The 22,378-nt window shown below is 36.6% G+C and carries 18 protein-coding genes and 1 other RNA gene; 8 read left to right on the top strand and 11 right to left on the bottom strand.

Annotated elements, in window-relative coordinates:
* Nucleotides 1–184: 184 nt before the first annotated feature.
* Genes pdxH through pyrR form a run of 5 tightly spaced genes read right to left on the bottom strand, consistent with a single transcriptional unit; the run spans nt 185 to nt 3,624 of the window.
* Nucleotides 185–820 (bottom strand): pyridoxamine 5'-phosphate oxidase, encoded by a 636-nt coding sequence (gene pdxH / locus SBO79_RS10725; protein WP_318640396.1) that lies wholly within the window; start codon nt 818–820, stop codon nt 185–187.
* A gap of 53 nt (nt 821–873) precedes the next feature.
* Entirely contained in the window at nt 874–1,779 is a 906-nt protein-coding gene (locus tag SBO79_RS10720; protein ID WP_318640395.1) for a ribonuclease Z, read from the bottom strand.
* A 28-nt stretch (nt 1,780–1,807) separates the two neighbouring features.
* Nucleotides 1,808–2,140: a hypothetical protein gene (locus tag SBO79_RS10715; protein WP_318640394.1), complete on the bottom strand. Its 333-nt coding sequence runs from the start codon at nt 2,138–2,140 to the stop codon at nt 1,808–1,810.
* On the bottom strand, nt 2,140–3,069 hold the full coding sequence (locus SBO79_RS10710; RefSeq protein ID WP_318640393.1) for an aspartate carbamoyltransferase catalytic subunit: 930 nt from the start codon (nt 3,067–3,069) through the stop codon (nt 2,140–2,142). The genes SBO79_RS10715 and SBO79_RS10710 overlap by 1 nt, the downstream gene beginning before the upstream one ends.
* 3 nt (nt 3,070–3,072) lie before the next feature.
* Complete coding sequence (pyrR, locus tag SBO79_RS10705; RefSeq protein WP_318640392.1) at nt 3,073–3,624, bottom strand: bifunctional pyr operon transcriptional regulator/uracil phosphoribosyltransferase PyrR; 552 nt, start codon at nt 3,622–3,624, stop codon at nt 3,073–3,075.
* Nucleotides 3,625–3,831: 207 nt separating this feature from the next.
* Here pyrR and SBO79_RS10700 point away from each other — a divergent pair, with 207 nt between their 5' ends.
* The gene (locus SBO79_RS10700) at nt 3,832–3,999 is read left to right on the top strand and encodes a hypothetical protein (protein ID WP_318640391.1); all 168 of its coding nucleotides are present in this window, start codon (nt 3,832–3,834) and stop codon (nt 3,997–3,999) included.
* Nucleotides 4,000–4,148: 149 nt separating this feature from the next.
* Here SBO79_RS10700 and SBO79_RS10695 read toward each other — a convergent pair whose 3' ends face one another.
* Nucleotides 4,149–5,777 (bottom strand): ABC-F family ATP-binding cassette domain-containing protein, encoded by a 1,629-nt coding sequence (locus SBO79_RS10695; RefSeq protein ID WP_318640390.1) that lies wholly within the window; start codon nt 5,775–5,777, stop codon nt 4,149–4,151.
* 143 nt (nt 5,778–5,920) lie between these two features.
* On the opposite strand from SBO79_RS10695, the gene SBO79_RS10690 reads away from it, so the two are divergent.
* Complete coding sequence (locus tag SBO79_RS10690) at nt 5,921–7,345, top strand: TlpA family protein disulfide reductase (RefSeq protein WP_318640389.1); 1,425 nt, start codon at nt 5,921–5,923, stop codon at nt 7,343–7,345.
* Nucleotides 7,346–7,967: 622 nt separating this feature from the next.
* Here SBO79_RS10690 and fsa read toward each other — a convergent pair.
* The 3 genes from fsa to ffs all read right to left on the bottom strand — a co-directional run bounded on the left by fsa (nt 7,968) and on the right by ffs (nt 10,211).
* Nucleotides 7,968–8,624 carry a fructose-6-phosphate aldolase gene (gene fsa, locus SBO79_RS10685; protein WP_318640388.1) on the bottom strand — a complete coding sequence of 219 codons (657 nt, stop codon included), beginning with the start codon at nt 8,622–8,624 and terminating at the stop codon, nt 7,968–7,970.
* 292 nt (nt 8,625–8,916) lie between these two features.
* Nucleotides 8,917–9,720: an SDR family oxidoreductase gene (locus SBO79_RS10680; protein WP_318640387.1), complete on the bottom strand. Its 804-nt coding sequence runs from the start codon at nt 9,718–9,720 to the stop codon at nt 8,917–8,919.
* 393 nt (nt 9,721–10,113) lie between these two features.
* Nucleotides 10,114–10,211: signal recognition particle sRNA small type (gene ffs, locus SBO79_RS10675), an RNA gene on the bottom strand.
* A gap of 86 nt (nt 10,212–10,297) precedes the next feature.
* Between ffs and SBO79_RS10670 the strand changes: the two genes are divergently transcribed.
* Nucleotides 10,298–11,374, top strand: coding sequence for a glutaminyl-peptide cyclotransferase (locus SBO79_RS10670; RefSeq protein WP_318640386.1), 1,077 nt, complete (start codon nt 10,298–10,300; stop codon nt 11,372–11,374).
* Between the two features lie 255 nt (nt 11,375–11,629).
* Here the strand turns inward: SBO79_RS10670 and dnaK are convergent, their stop codons facing one another.
* The gene (gene dnaK / locus SBO79_RS10665; RefSeq protein WP_318640385.1) at nt 11,630–13,522 is read right to left on the bottom strand and encodes a molecular chaperone DnaK; all 1,893 of its coding nucleotides are present in this window, start codon (nt 13,520–13,522) and stop codon (nt 11,630–11,632) included.
* 237 nt (nt 13,523–13,759) lie between these two features.
* Between dnaK and SBO79_RS10660 the strand changes: the two genes are divergently transcribed.
* The 4 genes from SBO79_RS10660 (at nt 13,760) to SBO79_RS10645 (ending at nt 18,328) form a co-directional block, all read left to right on the top strand.
* Nucleotides 13,760–15,187 carry an L-serine ammonia-lyase gene (locus SBO79_RS10660; protein ID WP_318640384.1) on the top strand — a complete coding sequence of 476 codons (1,428 nt, stop codon included), beginning with the start codon at nt 13,760–13,762 and terminating at the stop codon, nt 15,185–15,187.
* Nucleotides 15,188–15,276: 89 nt separating this feature from the next.
* Entirely contained in the window at nt 15,277–16,095 is an 819-nt protein-coding gene (gene panB, locus SBO79_RS10655; protein WP_318640383.1) for a 3-methyl-2-oxobutanoate hydroxymethyltransferase, read from the top strand.
* Between the two features lie 21 nt (nt 16,096–16,116).
* Nucleotides 16,117–16,818 carry an RluA family pseudouridine synthase gene (locus tag SBO79_RS10650; RefSeq protein WP_318640382.1) on the top strand — a complete coding sequence of 234 codons (702 nt, stop codon included), beginning with the start codon at nt 16,117–16,119 and terminating at the stop codon, nt 16,816–16,818.
* Between the two features lie 424 nt (nt 16,819–17,242).
* Entirely contained in the window at nt 17,243–18,328 is a 1,086-nt protein-coding gene (locus tag SBO79_RS10645) for a DUF695 domain-containing protein (RefSeq protein ID WP_318640381.1), read from the top strand.
* A gap of 81 nt (nt 18,329–18,409) precedes the next feature.
* Here SBO79_RS10645 and acs read toward each other — a convergent pair whose 3' ends face one another.
* The gene (acs, locus tag SBO79_RS10640; protein ID WP_318640380.1) at nt 18,410–20,353 is read right to left on the bottom strand and encodes an acetate--CoA ligase; all 1,944 of its coding nucleotides are present in this window, start codon (nt 20,351–20,353) and stop codon (nt 18,410–18,412) included.
* Nucleotides 20,354–20,724: 371 nt separating this feature from the next.
* Between acs and SBO79_RS10635 the strand changes: the two genes are divergently transcribed.
* A complete protein-coding gene (locus SBO79_RS10635; protein WP_318640379.1) occupies nt 20,725–22,239 on the top strand; it encodes a catalase in 1,515 nt (504 codons plus the stop codon).
* Nucleotides 22,240–22,378: the final 139 nt, after the last annotated feature.

The following is a 22,378-nucleotide window of genomic DNA, read 5'->3' as shown; positions in this document are numbered from 1 at the left end:
AAATGTTGTTTTGGGATAAGAAAAAACCACCATTGTGGAATGGTGGTTTATAAAAAAAAAGAATAACTAAATACTTCATTAAATATAGAGCAATACTACTACAAAATCGGTTTAAATGCAAATTTAATCGACTAAATGCACTTTTTTCTTAAGTTGATTTTAAAAGTTAGTCGGGCAAACTAAATTATGGAGCTAACCTAGAATGAACCCAAGTATTATCATTCTTTTCGAACAAAAATCTGTCGTGCAGTCTGTTTTCTCTGCCTTGCCAAAACTCAATTGATACCGGTCTTACAATATATCCTCCCCAAACTTCTGGTCTACTCAAAGGTGTTTCTGATTGCTCTACCTCAGCCACAGCATCATCTAAAACCGCTCTCGAACTAATTTTCTCACTTTGATGGGATGCAATTGCACCAATCTGACTCCCTCTCGGTCTTGACAAAAAATAGGAGGTAGACTCTTCTTGGCTAATTTTCTCGGCAATCCCCTTTATGATTACCTGCCTCTCGGTAGATCCCCAAAAAAAGGATAAACAAACGTGTGGATTATTTGCGATTGCGCGACCTTTGTCTGATTTATAATTTGTAAAAAAAATAAATCCATCTTCCGAGTAACTTTTCAATAATACAACTCTAGATTTTGGAAATCCATCTTTTCCAATAGTGGCAATAGTCATTGCATTAACCTCAAGATTTCCTATTTGAGACTCTGTTTCTAAAAACCATTTTTCAAACAATTTAAATGGATTTGTACTTAAATCTTTTTCGTTTAAATCTCCTTTGGTGTACGATTTACGGTAATCATTTAGATCTTTCATGGTAACTTTTAATTTAAGTAAAACAACATAAATATATCATCTATTAGTAATTATTAAAATTCAAAACTCTTACCGTCATCGGCAAGTTCAACATTTTCGAATTCTAGTTTTGCCTGTTCTAGAAATGGAGTTATTGACTCGTACCGTGTAGAATAATGCCCTAAGATTAACTTTTTTACATTTGCTAATTTTGCAATTTTTCCAGCTTGTTGTGCGGTGCTGTGCATTGTAATTTCAGCTAATCTCTCTTCAGAATTTAGAAATGTAGACTCGTGGTACAAAGCATCAACTCCTTCAATCAGCGGAATGATCGTTTCTGTATAGAGAGTGTCTGAGCAAAAGGCATAATGCTTTGGAGGAGTTGCTTCAAAAGTCAAATATCTGTTAGAAATTACTGTTCCATTATCCAAAAGTACGTCTTTGCCAAGTGTAATATTTCTATAATAGAGAGGATCTACTTCATAATTTTGAGCGGCGTCAATGTTGAGTTTGCGAAGTCCTAGCTTTTCGCTAAAGCGGTATCCATTGGTATAAATACGGTGTTGAAGCGGAATTGTACTTACAAGTACCTTATCATCTTCGTAGACAATTTGACTTTGTGTAGATTCTAATTCGTGGAAGAATAAACCGTAAGATGTCCACGATCCAGATAATCTTAATTGAATGGTAATCATTTCTTTAATTCCCTTAGGGCCATAGATATTAAGGTCATTCTGACGTTTTAAAAGCATAAAGCTCGAAATAAGACCGATAAGACCATAAACATGGTCGCCATGAAGATGAGAAATGAATATATGGTTGATTCTAGAAAATTTAATTTTATTTTTTCTAAGCTGCACCTGTGTACCTTCGGCGCAGTCTATTAGAAAGAGATGATTAGCAATATCTAAAACCTGAGATGTAGGGTTTGTAAAAGTGCGCGGTGTTGCTGCATAGCAGCCCAAAATTGTCAACTTCATAAAGTGAATTTATATCATAATAAGTACTTTAGAATCCTAGATCACGCTCAATATCTTCCATTGCTATAATATCATTTGCTTCAATTATCGTAGGAACTACATTAATAAATTCAGGAACTTCGGTAAAGTCAATATCTTGGCAAACAATGACAAGAGATTTATTAGCTTTTTTGTACATTTTTGCTAATGGCTTCAAATTTTTGAGATTTTTAATATTTATATCATCAACCGAGAGTAAATTAAGAATCAAATGTGTAGTGATTCCTCTTTCGGCGAAAGCCAAAATACTACTCACCGATTGCTCCATATTTTCTTTATCGGTTGTTGCAAAAGTTATATTATCTGTTATTTCTGTGGTCATTATTGTTTAATTTTTGAGGCAAGAAGATATATAACCGCCATTCTGACTGCAACACCATTCTCAACCTGATTTAAAATTACCGACTGTTGTGAATCGGCAACATCACTTGTAATTTCCACACCACGATTAATTGGTCCTGGATGCATTACAATAATTTTCTTATTTAACGAATCTAATAATGCTTTATCAACTCCGTATTGCTGTGCATATTCTCTGGTAGATGGAAAATAATTTACGTCCATACGTTCGTTCTGAACACGTAGCATATTGGCAACATCGCACCATTCTAATGCTTTGCGCAAATTAGGCTCAACCGTTACGCCGAGACTTTCAATATATTTAGGAATCAATGTCTTTGGTCCACAAACCTTGACCTCTGCTCCTAACTTCTGCAATGCAAATATATTAGATAGGGCAACTCTGGAATGGAGCACATCACCTACAATTACTACTTTTTTACCTGCCACTTCGCCAAGATTTTCTCGAATTGTAAATGCATCTAGCAACGCTTGTGTAGGATGCTCATGTGCGCCATCACCAGCATTGACAATGCTTGCCTTGACGTTTTGTGATAAAAACACAGCAGCACCAGGCGCTGAATGCCTCATTACAACCATATCTACTTTCATCGAAAGAATATTATTGACCGTATCTATTAAAGTTTCTCCCTTTTTTACCGACGATTGTGCAGCCGAAAAACTAATAACATCAGCCGAAAGTCGTTTTTGAGCTAGTTCAAATGACAGCTTGGTACGAGTACTATTTTCAAAAAATATATTCGCAATTGTAATGTCTCGTAACGAGGGTACTTTTTTAATTGGTCTGTTGATAACTTCCTTAAAATGATCAGCAGTTTCAAAGATCAGATTGATATCATCTTTGGTAATATATTTTATTCCTAATAAATGATTTACGGTTAGTTCGCTCATTTTCTAATTATTCTTATTATTTACTAGCAATACACTGTCTTGCTGCTCTTGTGTATCGGCCCAAATCACTTTGACTTTCTCATCATTAAATGCATCGACCTGCCTGCCCCTATAATCTGGCTGTATGGGTAAATGCCTACTAAAACGTCTATCAATTAATACTAATAGCTCAATTTCTGAAGGTCTGCCAAAAGATTGAATGGCAGTCAATGCCGACCTTATACTTCGGCCAGTGTACAAAACATCGTCAATAAAGACTACTTTTTTATTTTCTAATTCAAAATTAAGTTCGGTAACATTTGCTTCAAGAGGCTTATCAGTTCGTCGAAAATCATCTCTAAAAAAAGTAATATCCAAATAACCCAACTGGATTTTCGGAATATCATATTCATTTTCAAGAATGTACTTCAGCCGATCAGCAAGAAAGGCACCTCGAGGCTGAATACCAATTAATATGGTTTGGCTGAAATCTAAATGATTTTCAATTAATTCGCACGCCAAGCGATGCAGGATAATATGGATTGCTTTGGAATTTAGCAGGACTTTATGAGTCATAATAAGTGCTTGTTGAGAATGTAAAAATAGCAATTTTTAATTCTTCCGTAAAGTTTGCAGGCATTATTATATCCGATAGTCCGAAAAAACGTACTATTTAAAATTATATAAGTATTCTGACAAATGATGTAAAGCGATTCATGTTAAAATTATGCAATTTTACATCAGACAAAAAAACATAAACCAATAATAATAAAACTTATCATTATGAAAACTTATTTAAACAGAGCACTACTACTAATGGTAGTTTTATTTACAGTAAGCAGCTGTGAAGTAATTGGAGATATTTTTCAAGCAGGCATGGGTGTTGGAATTTTCTTAGTAATTGCTGTAGTTGTATTAGTAATTTGGCTAATTAATAAATTTAGAAAGTAGAAAAAAATTATATAATTTAAAAACACCAATCAAAAAAGATTTTACCAATCAAAGCCGATTCTAACCAAATCATCATTTAATTCTATAATTAATCTAAACCCGATTACTTATTAAAAGAAAAACCACATTGAGAAATGTGGTTTTTTTTATTAGTTTGTTTTGTACATTTTAATACGCAACTCCTGAACTTTTTCATCGTCGAGATATTCGTCAAATGTCATATATCTGTCAATAACACCATTTGGCGTAAGCTCCACAACTCTGTTACCAACTGTTTGTGCAAACTCATGATCATGAGTAGTAAAAATCACCGAACCTTTAAAGTTTTTAAGTGAGTTGTTAAAAGCTGTAATCGATTCAAGGTCTAAGTGATTTGTAGGTTCGTCGAGCATCAATACATTAGCGCGCTCCATCATCATTCGCGAAAGCATACAACGAACTTTTTCTCCACCAGAAAGAACTCTTGAAGTTTTAAGTGCCTCTTCACCAGAGAATATCATTTTCCCCAAAAACCCTCTAATGAAAACCTCGTCACGCTCTTCTTCGGTTTTTGCATACTGTCTTAACCAATCTACAAGCGTAAGATCATTTTCAAAATACTCATGATTGTCTGCTGGCAAATAAGCTTGATTGGTAGTAATTCCCCAATCTACAGTTCCACTGTCTGCTTCTTGATAATTATTCAGAATTTGATAAAATGCTGTTGTAGCACGAGAATCTTTACTAAATAGAACAATTTTATCGCCTTTTGCCATATTCAAATCCACATTCTTGAAAAGAATATCACCTTCTGTAGAAGCAGATAAATCTTTAACATTTAAAATCTGGTCGCCAGCTTCACGTTCCTGATCAAAAATAATCGCTGGATATCTTCTACTTGAAGGTTTAATATCAGAAATGTTTAATTTGCTGATCATTTTCTTTCTTGATGTTGCTTGCTTAGACTTGGCAACGTTGGCAGAAAATCGTCGAATAAATTCTTCAAGTTCTTGCTTCTTCTCTTCTGCTTTTTTGTTCTGTTGCGCTCGCTGTTTTGCGGCAAGCTGACTTGATTCATACCAGAAAGTATAGTTTCCAGAATAATGATTTATTTTACTAAAATCGATATCAGAAATATGAGTACATACAGCATCTAGAAAGTGTCTATCATGCGAAACAACAATGACCGTATTTTCATAATTGGCTAAGAAATCTTCTAACCATGCGATTGTTTCAAAATCCAAATCGTTGGTAGGCTCATCCATAATTAGAACATCAGGATTACCAAACAAAGCTTGCGCAAGTAGCACACGTACTTTAAGTTTAGAATCAAGATCGCCCATATTAGTATAATGGTAGTCTTCTGTAATTCCTAAATTAGAAAGCATGGAAGCTGCGTCAGAATCTGCGTTCCAACCATTCATTGCTTCAAAAATTACTTGAAGCTCTCCTACTCTTTCTCCATCTTTATCGCTAAAGTCTTCTTTTAAGTAAGTATCGTCCATTTCCTTTTTTACAGAAAATAGTTCTTTATTTCCCATCATCACAGTTTCTAAAACCGTATGATCGTCAAACATATTGTGATTCTGATTTAGGACAGACATCCTCTTCCCTGCTTCTAAGTGAACTTGTCCAGAAGTTGGATCCATTTCTCCAGCGAGAATTTTCAAGAAAGTAGATTTTCCAGCACCATTGGCACCAATAACTCCATAAATGTTTCCATGAACAAACGATGTGTTCACTTCGTCAAAAAGAATTCTTTTACCAAATTGTACCGATAAATTATTAACTGATAGCATCTAAAATATTTTTATTAAAAATTCGCACAAAAGTACAAAATTTCCACGACATTTTTAACCTACCTTGCTCCTTAGATTATTCAAAAACTAATTTAACGATGCCTTAACAGCAAAATTTACCTAGTACAGATACATTTGTCATAATGACAGCTCTACATAACATACTAAGTTCCAAAACTTTTTTCATATTACTTGGCCTACTATCTATCTTTTGCTTCTCTTGCTGTAGCGAAAAATACGGGAAAAATGACTATACTGCCTACTTTGGCGGCGAGGTTCAAAATCCGCAAAATCCATACATACTTTTATACAAGGATACCAAAGTTATAGACACTTTAAAACTTAATGAAAACAATAGATTTTTCAAAAAGTTTGATTCGCTCGCACCAGGGTTGTATAGTTTTGTACATGAGCCTGAATATCAATATGTTTACTTTGACAAGAATGATAGTATTCTAGTCTCAATAAATTCACAAGATTTTGATGAGTCGATCGTTTTTACTGGGCGAGGCGAACAGAAAAACAACTTTTTAATGGAAATGTATCTTCGCAATCAGCGCGATTGGGACAATTTGTTGAATGTAATGGATTATAATATCGCCAAATTCGAAAAGGCAATTACCGAGGTTCATCAAAGTAATATGCAATATTATCAGGACAAAAAAGCCTATATTAAATGGAGTGATGGATTTGATGTTTATGCAAATGCTTCTCTCGACATGCCTTATTATTCAAAAAAAGAAGTGTATCCTATAATTCACCAATTGCGTACGGGCAACGATGTTGTAGAGCAACTGCCTAAGGATTACTATGGTTATCGAAAAACTATCGATTATAATAATGTGCTACTTTCTGCCTATTCGCCCTTTGTAAAGTACCTTTCATATATGCTCAACAATATGGCGGTGATCAATTATCACAATCATTTTAGCGATGCCGACTTGTCTTTAAAGACCAATATTAATAAAATGAAAATTGCTGATACGCTGATTCAAAACGAAAAAGTTAAAAATACAATTCTCAACAATATTGCCTTTACCTACCTTTTGGAAGATCAGAATATGGCAAAAAACCAAAGGTTTATGGAAGTTTATCATCGTTTTAGTACTGATAAAAGTCAGCGAAATGAGATAACTAAAATAGGTTCGGCCATCCAATTGCTTAAAAACAATCAAAGTTTGCCAGAAGTTAAACTTCGTGCTGCCGATGGTCAAATTATTTCGTCAAACAGCTTCCCAAAACGCAAGACAGTGATTTTCTTTTGGACCGATGATGCCCAAATTCACATGGTCCAGGCTCATAAGAAGGCATTAGAATTAAAGAAGAAGTATCCAGAATACAATTTCATCGGGGTAAATCTGGATAAAAATGCCGAAAAATGGCAGCAAATTTTAGAAAAAAAGAAGTTTAAAGACGTAACCGAATTGCAATGTGTAGATTTCAGTGATCTGAAATATAAATGGGCAATTACCAAAATCCATCGCACCATAATTCTTGACGAAAATGGCAATATCAAGAACGCTTTTACCAATCTCTTTAACAATGATATTGAGGAGTATTTGAAGTAATTTTCTTCGGATTTATCACACACAATTTCCAAATATTATTTTTTTTAGGAGGCCTTCGCCAAAAGACTTCAAGTCAATTCAGCTAAGCGTAAAGCGAGGCAGACTGTCGTTTATTAGACATATAGCAAGAAGGCGATTTTGCCTTCGGTTGAAGCTATATTGCTAGAATAACTTCCTGCGCTGAGCTACACTTTCCTTCCTAAGCTTCCATTTTATTTTAGCACTGAGATTTTCCGTAACTATAGGTTGTTTGTCCATAAAATGCCATTGTACTTTACTTAAAGATTACGATTGTAGCAGATAAAAAAAGAAGAGATTTCAGAATTGATGATTTAACTGCCAGCTTCTTATCACGAAGAAATTTTAAAAATTCTAAGATAATTTAAAACAAAAAAGGAAGATGCTGATTTTCTTAGGAACTTTGACAAGATTGTAGTTGAAAATTGAGAAGTATTTCAGAAATTACTTGAGTGATTGTTTGCTTAAAAGTACAAAACCGCTCAAACATTACAATACCTACATGGTTTGAAAAACCTTGCAGGAGATTGGAGTATAGCCTCAATACAAACCACAAAAAAACCAGTCGTCGACTGGTTTTTTCTACTAGTAATAGTATAATTCTCTATATATTTCCTTTCTCATAATCTGCTACAAATTGAGCGATTCCTAAATCAGTCAAAGGATGTTTTACGAGTCCCAATATTGCCGAAAGTGGTCCAGTCATAACATCAGCTCCTATTTTCGCACAGTTTACAATGTGCATTGTATGGCGTATAGACGCAGCAAGAATTTCTGTCTCATAACCATAATTGTCATAAATGTCGCGAATTTCTTCAATCAATACCAGTCCATCTGAACTGATATCGTCTAATCTACCAATAAATGGCGATACGTAGGTCGCTCCTGCTTTTGCGGCCAAAAGTGCTTGTCCCGCCGAAAAAACCAAAGTCATATTCGTCTTTAACTCTCGATCTGAAAAATATTTGCAAGCTTTAATACCATCAATGGTCATTGGAAGTTTGATTACAATTTGATCGCTTAAATCGGCAAGCTCCTCACCTTCTCTAATCATTCCTTCGAGGTCCAATGCATTAACTTCGGCACTTACATCCCCCTCTACAAGATTGCAGATATCAACGTAGTGCTTCAAGATATTATTTTTACCGGTAATTCCCTCTTTTGCCATTAGTGAAGGATTGGTAGTGACGCCGTCAAGAATCCCTAATTCTTGTGCTTCCTTAATTTGTGCGAGATTGGCTGTGTCTATAAAAAATTTCATAAGTTAATTTTGTTTGTGGTTAATTAGCTGTTAGCCTTTAGCTTTTAGCTTTTAGCCTTTAGCTTTTAGCCTTTAGCCGTTAGCTTTTAGCCGTTAGCCTTTAGCTGGAGACTTAAAGCAAGTTACTGAATTATATGTATTGTGGAATAATAAGATATTAAAATTATTAATTTGAAATTTTTATTCAATTATAAATATCACGAGCTCGAAAGTTTAAACTTGTCAAGTTTTCAACTCTGATAAAATTTTCAATGTTATCGAGATTAAAAGCTGATAGCTGATAGCTGACAGCTTAAAGCTTATAATGCTTCATCAACATTTTCTCGTACATCTTATCGGGCAAAATTCTCTTGAGTACAATTGAAAATTTCTGCATTGTGGAACCAACTTTATAGTGGATTTTAGGATTTTTGGTATTGATGATTTTTCCAATCATTTTTGCCATATCCATTGGATCACCTCCGCTGCTTACGTGGCTGTCCATTGTGTCGAGATTTTCTTTGTAAAGTTTCTCGTAGGGCGATCCAGAAATAACGGGCGAATGGTATCTTCCTGCCGCGATATTGGTAGCAAAGTCTCCTGGAGCTACATTACAAGCGGTTATTCCGAAGGGTTTTAGTTCCATTCGCAATGATTCAGTTATTAATTCCAAAGCGCCTTTAGATGCTGAGTAAACGCTTCGGTAAGGAAGTCCCATATATCCGGCGATGGAAGTAATATTGATGATTAAACCTGATTTCTGATTTCGCATTGTGGGCAGGACAGCTTTTATAACTTCGATTGGGCCAAAAAGATTGGTACGGAAATTATTTTCGATTTGATCTGAAGCAATTTCTTCGACTGGGCCGGTGATTCCAACGCCAGCATTGTTGATAAGAACGTCAATTCTATTGTTAAAAGTTAGAATTCTCGAAATACATTCTTGAATACTGCTTTGGTCCCGAACGTCAAGGCTAACGAGTGGAAAAGGCGGATCTTCATAGCTTGCCGGGTTTCTACTTGTACCATAAACAGTATGTCCTTGACTGTGCAAGTATTCGCCAATTGCGCGACCAATGCCCGAGGACGCTCCAGTAATTAAAACAACTTTCTTCATTAATTTGGAAATAAAAGAGCATCGAAAAATGCTCAAAACAAAGTTAACAGAAAATGTCAAAAACCATACTTATTGATTGGAAATTTGAGTGTAATACTTAAAAGAAAAAGATATAAGAACAACTAAAGTTCTTTAATGGCGAATGGTTGCTAGCAAGGATGACTTTGCGAGAAGGATGGAAGCGTAAATCCTTTGTTGTGGCTTTGCGGAGCAAAAGCTACAACAAAGATTGGGAGTGCACAGCCTGACCAAGCCAAACGAAAATATCTTTTGAAAATCGATGAGATTAAATGTGTTGATAATTCTAAACCTGATGGCGCAGGGCTCGCCCAAAAGAATATTCGAAAGTTTATTTCAAAAAAAATCTTCCGAGTTGGAAGACTTAAAGAAAAAAATGGCAAGCGACCTACATCGCACCGCTACAACCACATACCTTTGCTATGTTCCCATCCTGGAGGATTCTGCAGGAGCTGGTCGTGTAGGACTTGCCGTTGCAAAGATACATTCTTTTTATATTTGTGCAAGTGGAAAAGCATATAAATACTATTTGTATATTGCTTTATAAATTTTTTGAACAATGAAAAAACATAAGTTATTAGCAATCATTTTCTTAGCGGCAATTGCGCAGAGCTGTGGCGACAAAGAAAAATCAGAAAGTAGCTCTTTTAGCTTTGATAGTGCACAATTTAAGACGCAATATAGAATTAGCGACACCTTAAACTTGGCGATTTTGAATCCTGAAAACAGAAAAGTGGACAGTATCGTTTATTATGTAAACGACAAAAATGTGGGCACACAAAATTCCGCTTCTCCCCTAACCTACGTTTTGGACAATGCAAAATTGGGCTATCAATCGGTGAAAGCTACCGTATATTCAGATAAAAATACGGCAGATGCCGAAAGTCGTATTGAAGTTATTTCGAGTGTTCAGCCGAAATTGATTAATTATACGATTGTAAATACCTATCCGCACGATTTGACATCGTATACTCAGGGACTGGAATTTTACCGAGATACTTTGTTTGAAGGCACTGGAAATGGTGCTGGAATGGGAACTGGAATTCGCGGAATTTCGAAACTTCGAAAAGTGGATTACAAAACTGGGAAAGTATATCAAAATGTAGATCTTCCGATGCAGATTTTTGGTGAGGGAATTACAATTTTAAACAATAAAGTGTACCAATTGACCTATCAAAATAACGAAGGCTATGTGTATGATGCTGATAATTTGAAAAAAATCAAGACTTTTCCGTACTTCAAAAAAATGGAGGGTTGGGGTTTGACAAATGATGGCACGAATTTATATATGTCTGACGGCTCTGAGAAAATTTGGAAATTGGATCCAGAAACGATGAAAGAAGTGGATTATATTAATGTTTATACCGCTGGAAGTAAAATTAAAGCCGTGAATGAATTGGAGTGGATTGACGGAAAAATCTTTGGAAATATCTACGGTCGTGATGCAATTGCGGTGATTGATCCAAAAACTGGGTCTGTAGAAGCGGTTATTAATTTGGTCGACTTAAAGTCGAAAGTAACAAAGCATCCCGATCTTGATGTGTTGAACGGAATTGCGTATAATCCAAAAACTAAGACACTTTTTGTGACTGGAAAGAATTGGGATAAGTTGTTTGAGATTAGGCTGTCTGAGTGATTTAGTTAACGGTTATCGGTTAACAGTTTACGGCTGACAGTTCAATTAAGAATATAATTACCATTTAAAAAGTATTTCAATGCGAGTGCTACACTTGTAATTTACTATGAGATATATTTAAGTAATTCGTATTTATACATTGCCAATTCAAACAATGAAGCTTCAGTTCGCTTTCATTTATAGATTTCTAATTATTTTATAACAAAAAACCCCGACTATTGCTAGTCGGGGTTTTTCTATAATTCTAAGAAGTGATTATTTTACTTCTTCGTAGTCAACGTCTTGAACATCATCAGTACTTGTTTCAGCACTTTGTTGTCCTTGATCAGCTCCACCTTGCTGAGCTTCACCTTGAGCATACATTGCCTCAGTTGCAACTTTCCATGCAGCATTGATATTATCAAGCGCCGTTTGGATAGCTTTTACATCCTGATTTTGGTGTGCCATTCTAAGTTCAGTCAAAGCATACTCGATAGCAGTTTTGTGTTCGTCAGAGATTTTGTCTCCAAGTTCTTTCAACTGGCTTTCTGTTTGGAAGATCATTCCGTCAGCTTCGTTCAGTTTTTCAACCTTCTCTTTAGTAATTTTATCAGCATCAGCATTTGCTTCAGCATCTTTCTTCATTCTTTCGATTTCTTCAGCTGTAAGACCAGAAGAAGCTTCGATACGAATGTCGTGAGATTTACCAGTTCCTTTGTCAGTTGCAGATACTTTGATGATACCGTTAGCATCAATGTCAAAAGTAACTTCAATTTGTGGAACACCTCTTGGCGCTGGTGGAATACCGTCTAAGTGGAAACGTCCAATAGTCTTGTTATCCGCAGCCATTGCTCTTTCACCTTGAATCACGTGGATTTCAACACTTGGCTGACTGTCAGAAGCTGTTGAGAAAACTTGTGATTTTTTAGTTGGGATAGTAGTGTTAGACTCGATCAATTTTGTAAGTACACCACCCATAGTTTCAATACCTAGAGAAAGTGGAGTTACATCAAGTAACAATACATCTTTTACATCTCCTGAAAGTACACCACCTTGAATAGCAGCTCCAATTGCAACTACTTCGTCAGGGTTAACTCCTTTTGATGGTTTTTTTCCGAAGAATTTTTCAACCTCTTCTTGGATTTTAGGGATTCTAGTAGAACCACCTACAAGGATAACTTCGTCAATATCAGAAACAGATAAACCTGCATCTTTTAGAGATTTTGCTACTGGAGCCATAGAACGTTTCACTAATGAATCAGTTAATTGCTCAAATTTAGCTCTAGTCAAAGTTTTCACTAAGTGTTTTGGTCCTGAAGCAGTAGCAGTTACGTAAGGCAAGTTGATTTCAGTTGATGTACCTGAAGACAATTCGATTTTCGCTTTTTCTGCAGCTTCTTTAAGTCTTTGTAGTGACATTGGGTCAAGACGCAAGTCAATTCCTTCGTCATTTTTAAATTCGTCTGCCAACCAGTCAATGATTTCGTGGTCAAAGTCATCTCCGCCTAAGTGAGTATCACCATTAGTAGACAATACTTCAAATACTCCGTCTCCTAATTCAAGGATAGAGATATCAAATGTACCACCACCTAAATCGTAAACTGCGATTTTTTGATCAGTTCCTTTTTTGTCAAGACCGTAAGCAAGAGCTGCTGCAGTTGGTTCGTTGATAATTCTCATTACCTTCAATCCAGCAATTTCTCCAGCTTCTTTTGTAGCCTGACGTTGTGCATCATTAAAGTAAGCAGGTACAGTAATAACCGCTTCTGTTACAGTTTGACCAAGGTAGTCTTCAGCTGTTTTCTTCATTTTTTGAAGCGTCATAGCAGAAAGCTCTTGAGCAGTATATAGACGACCATCGATATCAACACGTGGTGTATCATTGTCTCCTTTTACAACTTTGTAAGGTACGCGGCCAATTTCATTTTTGTCATCTGAGAATTTAGTTCCCATAAAACGTTTGATAGAAGCAACAGTTTTTGTTGGATTTGTTACCGCTTGTCTCTTTGCAGGATCTCCTACTTTAATCTCTCCACCCTCTACAAAAGCGATTACTGAAGGTGTTGTTCTTTTTCCTTCTGAATTAGGAATAACTACTGGCTCGCTACCTTCCATTACAGAAACACATGAGTTTGTAGTACCTAAGTCAATTCCAATTATTTTACCCATTTTTATTATTTTAAGTTAAAGGTTTTTGTTTGAACTTTTCTCGTATAAGACAATCATTGTGCCAATACGCCAATAGTTCTCTTTTGTGACATTATGTTAAAATTATCTGACACTATGACACTTTTATGTGACAAATCCACTTCCTATTTTGGCGAAAGCCGCATTGCTGCCTTTGCTTGGCTTTTATGATGTTTTCTAATACAATCGTACTATATTTGTAATTGATAAAATTTTTATATGGAAGAGTCGATCTCGGTTTTTGATATGCTTAAAATTGGTGTGGGCCCATCAAGTTCGCACACTCTAGGGCCTTGGCGTGCTGCACAAAGATTTGTAGAAACTGTAAAAGAAGAAAATAAGCTATACGAAGTCAATAGAGTTCAGATAGATTTGTACGGATCTCTCTCGCTTACTGGAAAAGGTCACGCTTCAGATATTGCGGTGATGTTGGGTCTTAACAATCAAGATCCCGAATATATGCCAGTCGAAAATATCGATACTATTATTAAGGACATTGAAAGTAGCGGTACTTTATTGCTAGACAATCAATTTCCGGTTCCGTTTCAAATGCAAAGAGATATTATTTTCAATAAAAACTTCCTGCCTTTCCACTCCAATGGAATGACATTTACTGCATACAATGACGGTGGAATCGTAGCACATGAAACATGGTATTCCATAGGAGGCGGATTTGTTGTGCAAGAAGCACGAGAAGGTGCCAAATGTAAAAAAGAAATTAAAAAAGCATTCCCCTTCCCTATCAATAAAGCGGCTGAACTTCTTGTATATGCACATGCCGAAAACAAAATGATTTCGGAAATTGTTTATGAGAATGAGAAATCAATGCGTTCTGAGGAAGAAATAGCCCACGAACTACAACGTATTTGGGATACGATGCTCGAATGTATGTATATAGGATGCCATACCGAAGGAATATTGCCGGGCGGACTAAATGTTCGACGTCGTGCCTTTGATATGCATCAAGAATTAATCGGACTTTCTAATTATAGCAATCACCAAGAATGGTTGGGCGAAATTAGAAAAACCGAAGTTAAATTTAGACAGATTTTAAAATGGGTTAGCTGCTTTGCACTTTCTGTAAATGAAGTTAACGCAGCTTTGGGTCGAATCGTTACTGCACCTACAAATGGTAGCGCAGGAGTAATTCCGGCAGTTTTGATGTATTATTTGTGCATCGAAAATCATCAAGCAGGACAAAAAGAAATCAATCAGTTTTTATTAGTTGCGGGCGAAATTGGAAGTATCTTCAAGAAAGGTTCAACCATTTCAGCAGCGATGGGCGGATGTCAGGCAGAAATTGGAGTTTCATCAGCAATGGCTGCAGCCGGATTATGTGAGTTGATGGGTGGATCTGCAGATCAGGTTCTGATTGCAGCCGAAATCTCAATGGAACATCATTTAGGTCTTACTTGTGATCCAATTGCCGGATTAGTTCAGATTCCTTGTATCGAAAGAAATACAATGGGAGCAATTAAAGCAATTAACGCTGCGGAACTTGCACTTTCTACAGATCCTAAAAACGTAAAAGTTCCTTTGGACAAAGTAGTTGATACAATGTGGCAGACCGCAAAAGATATGAATACCAAGTACAAAGAGACATCAGAAGGTGGATTGGCAGTAGCGGTTAATATGGCAGATTGCTAGGAGACTTTTGTATTGTAGTATAGTGTATTGCTGTATAATGTATCGTCCTCTTTAAAAAAGAAAAAATAAATTACCAAAAAATATAAATTATGTCGGTAGCTAAAAAAGATTACAAAAGAATTACTACAAAGTCATTAATCGAAATGAAGGCAAACGGAGAGAAAATCTCAATGCTTACAGCTTACGACTTTACAATGGCACAAATTGTAGATTCGGCAGGAATCGATGTGATTCTTGTAGGAGATTCGGCTTCAAATGTAATGGCAGGACACGAAACAACGCTTCCTATTACATTAGACCAAATGATTTACCACGCTTCAAGTGTGGTTCGTGGTACAAAAAGAGCCTTGGTAGTGGTCGATTTACCTTTTGGTAGCTATCAGTCAGATCCTAAAGAAGCACTTCGTTCGTCGATTAGAATTATGAAGGAAAGTGGCGGACACGCTGTCAAAATGGAAGGTGGAAGTGAAATCAAAGATTCGATTAAGAAGATTCTAAACGCTGGAATTCCAGTAATGGGACATTTGGGATTGACGCCACAGTCTATTTACAAATTCGGAACCTACACTGTTCGCGCAAAGGAAGACGAAGAAGCAGATAAGCTTATTGAAGACGCCAAAATGTTGGAGCGCATTGGATGTTTCGCACTTGTTTTAGAAAAAATTCCCGCGCATCTTGCCCAAAAAGTTGCCGAAAGTATTTCTATTCCCGTAATCGGAATTGGTGCTGGTGGTGGCGTTGACGGTCAAGTGTTGGTAATCCACGATATGTTGGGAATGAATAATGAGTTCAACCCACGTTTCCTGCGTCGTTATCTGAATCTTTACGATGATATGACTGCGGCAATTGGCAACTACGTAAAAGATGTCAAAAGCTCGGATTTCCCAAATGCTAGCGAACAATATTAATTAGAGAATTTACGACTTAGAATGAAAATATTTTCTACCAAAGAAAATCTTCAGGTGCTTTACGAGGACAATCATATTATTGTAATCAACAAGCGCGTGGGCGATATTGTGCAAGGCGACAAGACCAATGATAAGCCACTTTCAGATGTCGTAAAAGAATATATAAAGGATAAGTACGACAAGCCCGGAGCAGTATTTCTGGGCGTTGTGCACCGTTTGGACCGTCCTACTTCTGGCATTGTTTTATTTGCCAAAACCTCCAAAGCGCTCACTCGTCTCAACGAACTTTTCAAGAATCGAGAGACCCAAAAGACATATTGGGCGGTGGTCAAAAATAAACCTGCCACTCTCGAAGCTACCCTCACGCATTACCTAAAACGAACCGAGAAAAACAATACTTCCAAGGCGCATCTCAAAGAGGTTCCCGAGAGCAAATTGGCTAGCTTGAGTTACAAAACCATTGCGCAGTTGGATAATTATACCGTTCTCGAAGTAGATTTGCATACCGGTCGCCACCATCAGATTCGTGCGCAGTTGTCGGCAATTGGCAGTCCAATCAAGGGCGATCTAAAATATGGTTTTGACCGAAGTAACAGCAATGGCGGCATACATTTGCACGCCCGCAAACTCAATCTTATTCATCCCGTGACCAAGAAACCCTTGCAGGTCGTGGCTTCTCCCCCATCCGATCCTATTTGGAACAGCATTCCCAATAATTTGTAGAATAGTTTTTAGAAGGAGCTTATCCCGCTTTCCTCTTCAATCCTGAGCGGGCATTTGCCGCATCAGTCGTCATTCAAGGAGCTTCTTTCAGTCGCTCTTGCCTGCCGCTGCTGCCAAAAGGCAAATCCCCACTCAGGGATTTGCGTTGCAATCGGGGCTAGGAGATTTCGGTGTAATTGATGATTCCTAATTTTGGAGGGGAATTGTGCACATTATAGAAATTTAAACAGAAACTTTGACTTCAACATAGTTTATCTATAAGATAGTAGTAATATTTTGTTCACGATTACTATCTATTATCTACATTAATTTAAATATAGATAACCCTTAACTTTTTTGCTTTCTCATAATAATACCATTACTTTAGTTTGTTGCAATCTTTAGATATTTAAAATAAAAATTAGCCTGATCATATATGAGTTTGATGAAAAACATTTTCGGGAAGAAAGACCAACCTATTACCTCTTACGAAGAATTTTGGAAGTGGTTTGAAATCAATGAAAAGAAATTTTATAAAATTGTCCAAGAGGCTGAAAATGTAGAATCTCAATTTTTTGAAGTATTAACGGAAAAACTGCAAGAATTAAGGGAAGGATTTTTCTTCTTAACCGGAATGTCTGACGCGACCCACGCCGAAATAATCTTTACCGCTGACGGTAATGTAAAAAACATCGTATTTGTGGAGGAGCTTGTAAGTGCGGCGCCAAAAATTGAAAATTGGATATTTTCTGCTTTCAAACCGGCATTGGATATTAATAATATTGGCGTTCGAATGGACGATTATAAATTTGACAAAAACAATATTTCTTTTTACGCAATTGATCACAAATACCACCCTGACGAAGTAGATATCGTAGCGGTTTACCACGAGTATAAAGCCGAAGATCATGATTTGATTGCTACAGGGATTTCAATATTCTTGGATAATTACCTAGGTGAGTTAGAATATATTTCAAACATAGACAATTTAAGTGTTTCTTCTTTAGAAGATGCAACAGAGGAGTTGATTCCGATTTCTAAACTTAAAGATTTTTTGATTTGGAGAGAAAAAGAATTTGTCGAAAAATATGAAGGCTTTCGGTACGATTCTGATAGTGATAATTTTCAAAATTTGAGTGCAGAATTAGAAAATGGAAAAAAACTATTGGCCATTGTCGATGCAAGTTTGCTAGAATGGGATGCTAAAGCTTCGCATCCATGGATTTTAAGTATTCAAATACCGTACGTTGGCGAACCAGAAACGGGCTTGCCTGACGATGCCACTTATTTGTATTTAAATGATATTGAAGATGCAATAATGTCTCAATTAAAGGATACCGATGGATACCTCAATGTAGCGCGACAAACCGCAGATGATAGTCGGGAAATTTACTTTGCCTGCCGAGAGTTTCGAAAACCTTCAAAAGTGTTGGATCAAATAACTAAAAAATATTCCGATAGAACCGATATCGATTTCGAAATATTTAAAGATAAATATTGGCGTACTTTCGAAAGATTTCATATTGGGTAGTTATTTTTATTATTACAATAGTAAAAAGGCTTTATTCTAAATTTTGAATAAAGCCTTTTGTAGATCATAAATCAATTTTAATTATTTTTTTCCTTCAATTATCTCCTCCACAATTTCTGGGTTCAGTAAAGTAGAAATATCGCCAAAACTACTAAAATCACCTTCGGCAATTTTTCTTAAAATTCTTCGCATAATTTTGCCAGAACGGGTTTTTGGAAGATTGGAAACAAACTGAATTTTGTCCATTTTTGCAATAGGTCCAATCTGATTTGAAATAGCTTGATTAATTTCCTTTTCTAAATTTTCTTGGAGCCTGCTTTCCCCCACCTCTTTCAATATTACAAAAGCGTAGAGCGCATTTCCTTTTACATCGTGCGGAAATCCAACTACTGCACTTTCGGCCACTGCGGGATGCTCATTTATAGCATCTTCAATTGGTGCTGTGCCTAAGTTATGTCCCGAAACAATAATCACGTCGTCCACTCTACCGGTGATTCGGTAATAGCCTACTTCGTCACGCAAGGCACCATCTCCGGTAAAATATTTGCCTGGAAAGGCTGAGAAATAGGTTTCTTTATACCTTTGATGATCGCCCCAAATGGTACGCGCCATCGCCGGCCACGGAAACTTTATACATAAACTACCCGTTACTTGATTTCCTACAATTTCATTCCGCAATTCGTCCATTAATACTGGTTGAATTCCTGGAATTGGTAAAGAAGCGTAAGTAGGTTTAGTTGGGGTTACAAATGGAATTGGCGAAATCATAATTCCTCCAGTTTCAGTCTGCCACCAAGTATCTACCAACGGACATTTTTTGCCACCTACGTGGTCGTTGTACCAATGCCAAGCTTCTTCATTTATAGGCTCTCCTACCGACCCAATGACTTTTAGAGAATCTAATTGAAATGGCTGTACGAAATCCAAACTTTCTTTGGCCAAAGCTCTAATCGCTGTTGGCGCAGTATAAAACTGGCTAACGTTATGCTTCTCGATTACCTCCCAAAAACGACTATAATCTGGATACGACGGAACGCCTTCAAAAATTATTGTGGTCGCTCCATTCAGCAATGGTCCATATAATATATACGAATGTCCAGTAATCCAACCAATATCGGCAGTGCACCAATACACATCATTTTCTTCATAATTAAAAACATTTTGAAAAGTATATGCGGTAAAAACCATATACCCCGCGGTAGTATGAACCATTCCCTTTGGTTTGCCAGTAGATCCTGATGTATAAAGGATAAATAATGGGTCTTCGGCATCCATAATCTCCGCTACGCAATTTGGAATGGCATTGTCGAGCAAAGGTTGAAGCCATTCGTCCCGACCCTCCTTCATTTTTATGTCTGAGCAAGTTCGCTTCACCACCAAAACTTTTTCTACACATGGCGTACTCTCTAAAGCTTCATCTACAATTCCTTTTAAGTCAATTGACTTATTTCCGCGAAAACTTCCATCCGAAGTAACCACCAACTTGCATTCAGAATCGTTAATTCGAGCTGCAATTGCTGTGGATGAAAAACCTGCGAATACCACTGAATGTATAGCGCCAATTCGCGCACATGCCAAAATGGAAATCGCTAACTCTGGAATCATCGGCAAATAAATGCAGACTCTGTCTCCTTTTGCGACGCCTTTATCTCGTAGCACATTTGCCATTTTTGAAACTTCTTCGTAAAGTTCCCGATATGAGATATGTCGAGCTTCTTCTTCGGGATTATTAGGTTCAAAAATTATCGCTGTTTTAGAACCCCTAGTTGAGAGATGGCGGTCGATGCAATTTTTTGTAATATTTAATTTCGCATTTTTAAACCAGGTGAAATTTGCTTCCTGCATATCAAAATCAAGGACTTTGTCCCACTTTTGATACCAAGTAAAATTTTCGTCGGCGATTCGATCCCAAAATTTCTTTGGTTGCCGAACTGACTTTTTATACATTTTAAAATAGTGCTCTAAATCTTTAATTTTGTAGATACTCATTATCGCTTTTTTAATTTTAAAATAATTTTTGTTCAAATAAATTTGTACTCCAGTTTAGTACTCTTTGTTCTAATCCAATTCGTAGTTTCAATTATACTGTATGGAAAATGGCAGCATTGTTTGTAGAATTTCTTGAGCATGTCTGCAAGTCAAATCTTCGTAGAAGTAAATGTAACGAAAACTTGAAACTTACCGAAGATAAATTGAATTTAGGTTCTAGTTCAGTTTGCACTGAGTGACAGGGACGTCAAGATTATTCCTGCATTTTATAAGATTTTAAAATTCAAGAAAAAACTTTTTATTTAAACTTCGCACAATTAGCTAATTACGTAAAAAATTAGGGTTATTATTTGAAATGTTTGTAAGAATTTTTGTAATTTTAAAAAACAATACTAAATCTAATAGAAATGGAAGAGAATAACTCTAAACTCACAAGACAGACCGGTGCACCTGTTGGAGACAATCAGAATGTTCAGACCGCTGGTCCTCGTGGACCAATGTTAATGCAAGACGCTTGGTTTTTGGAAAAAATGGCCAATTTTGACAGAGAGGTAATTCCAGAAAGACGTATGCACGCAAAAGGATCTGGAGCTTTTGGAACCTTTACCGTAACTCACGACATTACAAAATATACAAAAGCAAAGATTTTTTCTGAAATTGGGAAGAAAACTGAAATGTTTAGCCGATTCTCAACCGTTGCTGGAGAACGGGGTGCGGCCGATGCCGAGAGAGACATTCGTGGTTTTGCATTAAAATTTTATACCGAAGAAGGAATTTGGGATATGGTTGGAAACAACACGCCTGTATTCTTCTTTCGCGACCCAATGAAGTTTCCAGATTTAAATCACGCTGTAAAAAGAGATCCTAAAACAAATTTAAGAAGCGCCAATAACAATTGGGATTTTTGGACCTTACTTCCAGAAGCATTGCATCAGGTAACAATAATTATGAGCGACCGAGGTATTCCAAAGGGGTTCAGAAATATGCACGGATTTGGAAGTCATACGTATAGTTTTATTAATGCCGAAAATAAAAGACATTGGGTAAAATTTCACTACGTTACGCAGCAGGGAATTGAAAATTACACAGATAAAGAAGCTGTAGAGCTTGTGGGAGTGGACAGAGAATCTTCGCAGAGAGATCTTTTTGATGCTATCGAAAGGAAAGATTTTCCAAGATGGAGAATGTTTATTCAGGTGATGACTGAGGAAGAAGCTAAAACATATCGATTCCATCCTTTCGATCTTACCAAAGTTTGGTCTAAAAAAGACTTTCCACTGATTCCAGTTGGAGAGTTTGAGTTGAATAGAAATCCAGAAAATTATTTTCAAGATGTGGAGCAAGCTGCTTTTAATCCCACGAATATCGTTCCTGGAATCGGATTCTCGCCCGACAAGATGCTGCAAGGACGATTGTTTTCTTACGGAGATGCGCAACGTTACAGATTGGGCGTAAATCACTACCAAATCCCGGTAAATAAGCCAACTTGCCCTTATCACTCCTTCCATAGAGATGGAGCGATGCGAGTGGACGGAAATTATGGCGCTGCTAAGCATTACAACCCGAATAGTTTTGGTGAGTGGCAGGAACAACCTGAAGCGAAAGAACCACCATTAGAATTGGATGGATCTGCTTATGCGCATAATTTCCGAGATGATGACGAAGATTACTTTACCCAACCAGGGAATCTTTTCCGCATTATAAAGGCAGATGGTAAAGCACAGTATTTATTTGATAATACTGCAGCTCAAGTAGGAGGTGCAGACAAGTTTATCCAGATTCGACATATAAGAAATTGTTATAAAGCAGATCCTGAATATGGCGAAGGCGTAGCAAAATCTTTAGGTTTAACTATGGATGAAGTAAATAACTTTGATCTAACGCCTTACGATAGATGGGCTCCGAGGCCGAGTAATGGATAAGTTAAACCTCAAATATTTTTAAATTTTATATAAAACCATGACATTTAATTGTTGTGGTTTTATTTTAAAATGATAATTCTTTAATATATAGCCAACTGTTTAACATAAACATCTAATTATAGAAAATTTTATGTATTTT

It is taken from the genome of Flavobacterium ardleyense (assembly GCF_033547075.1).
In the GTDB taxonomy this organism is placed as follows: Bacteria; Bacteroidota; Bacteroidia; order Flavobacteriales; family Flavobacteriaceae; genus Flavobacterium; species Flavobacterium ardleyense_A.
Note: the sequence above shows the minus strand (reverse complement) of the source record. Positions and strands in the feature narration are given on the sequence as shown.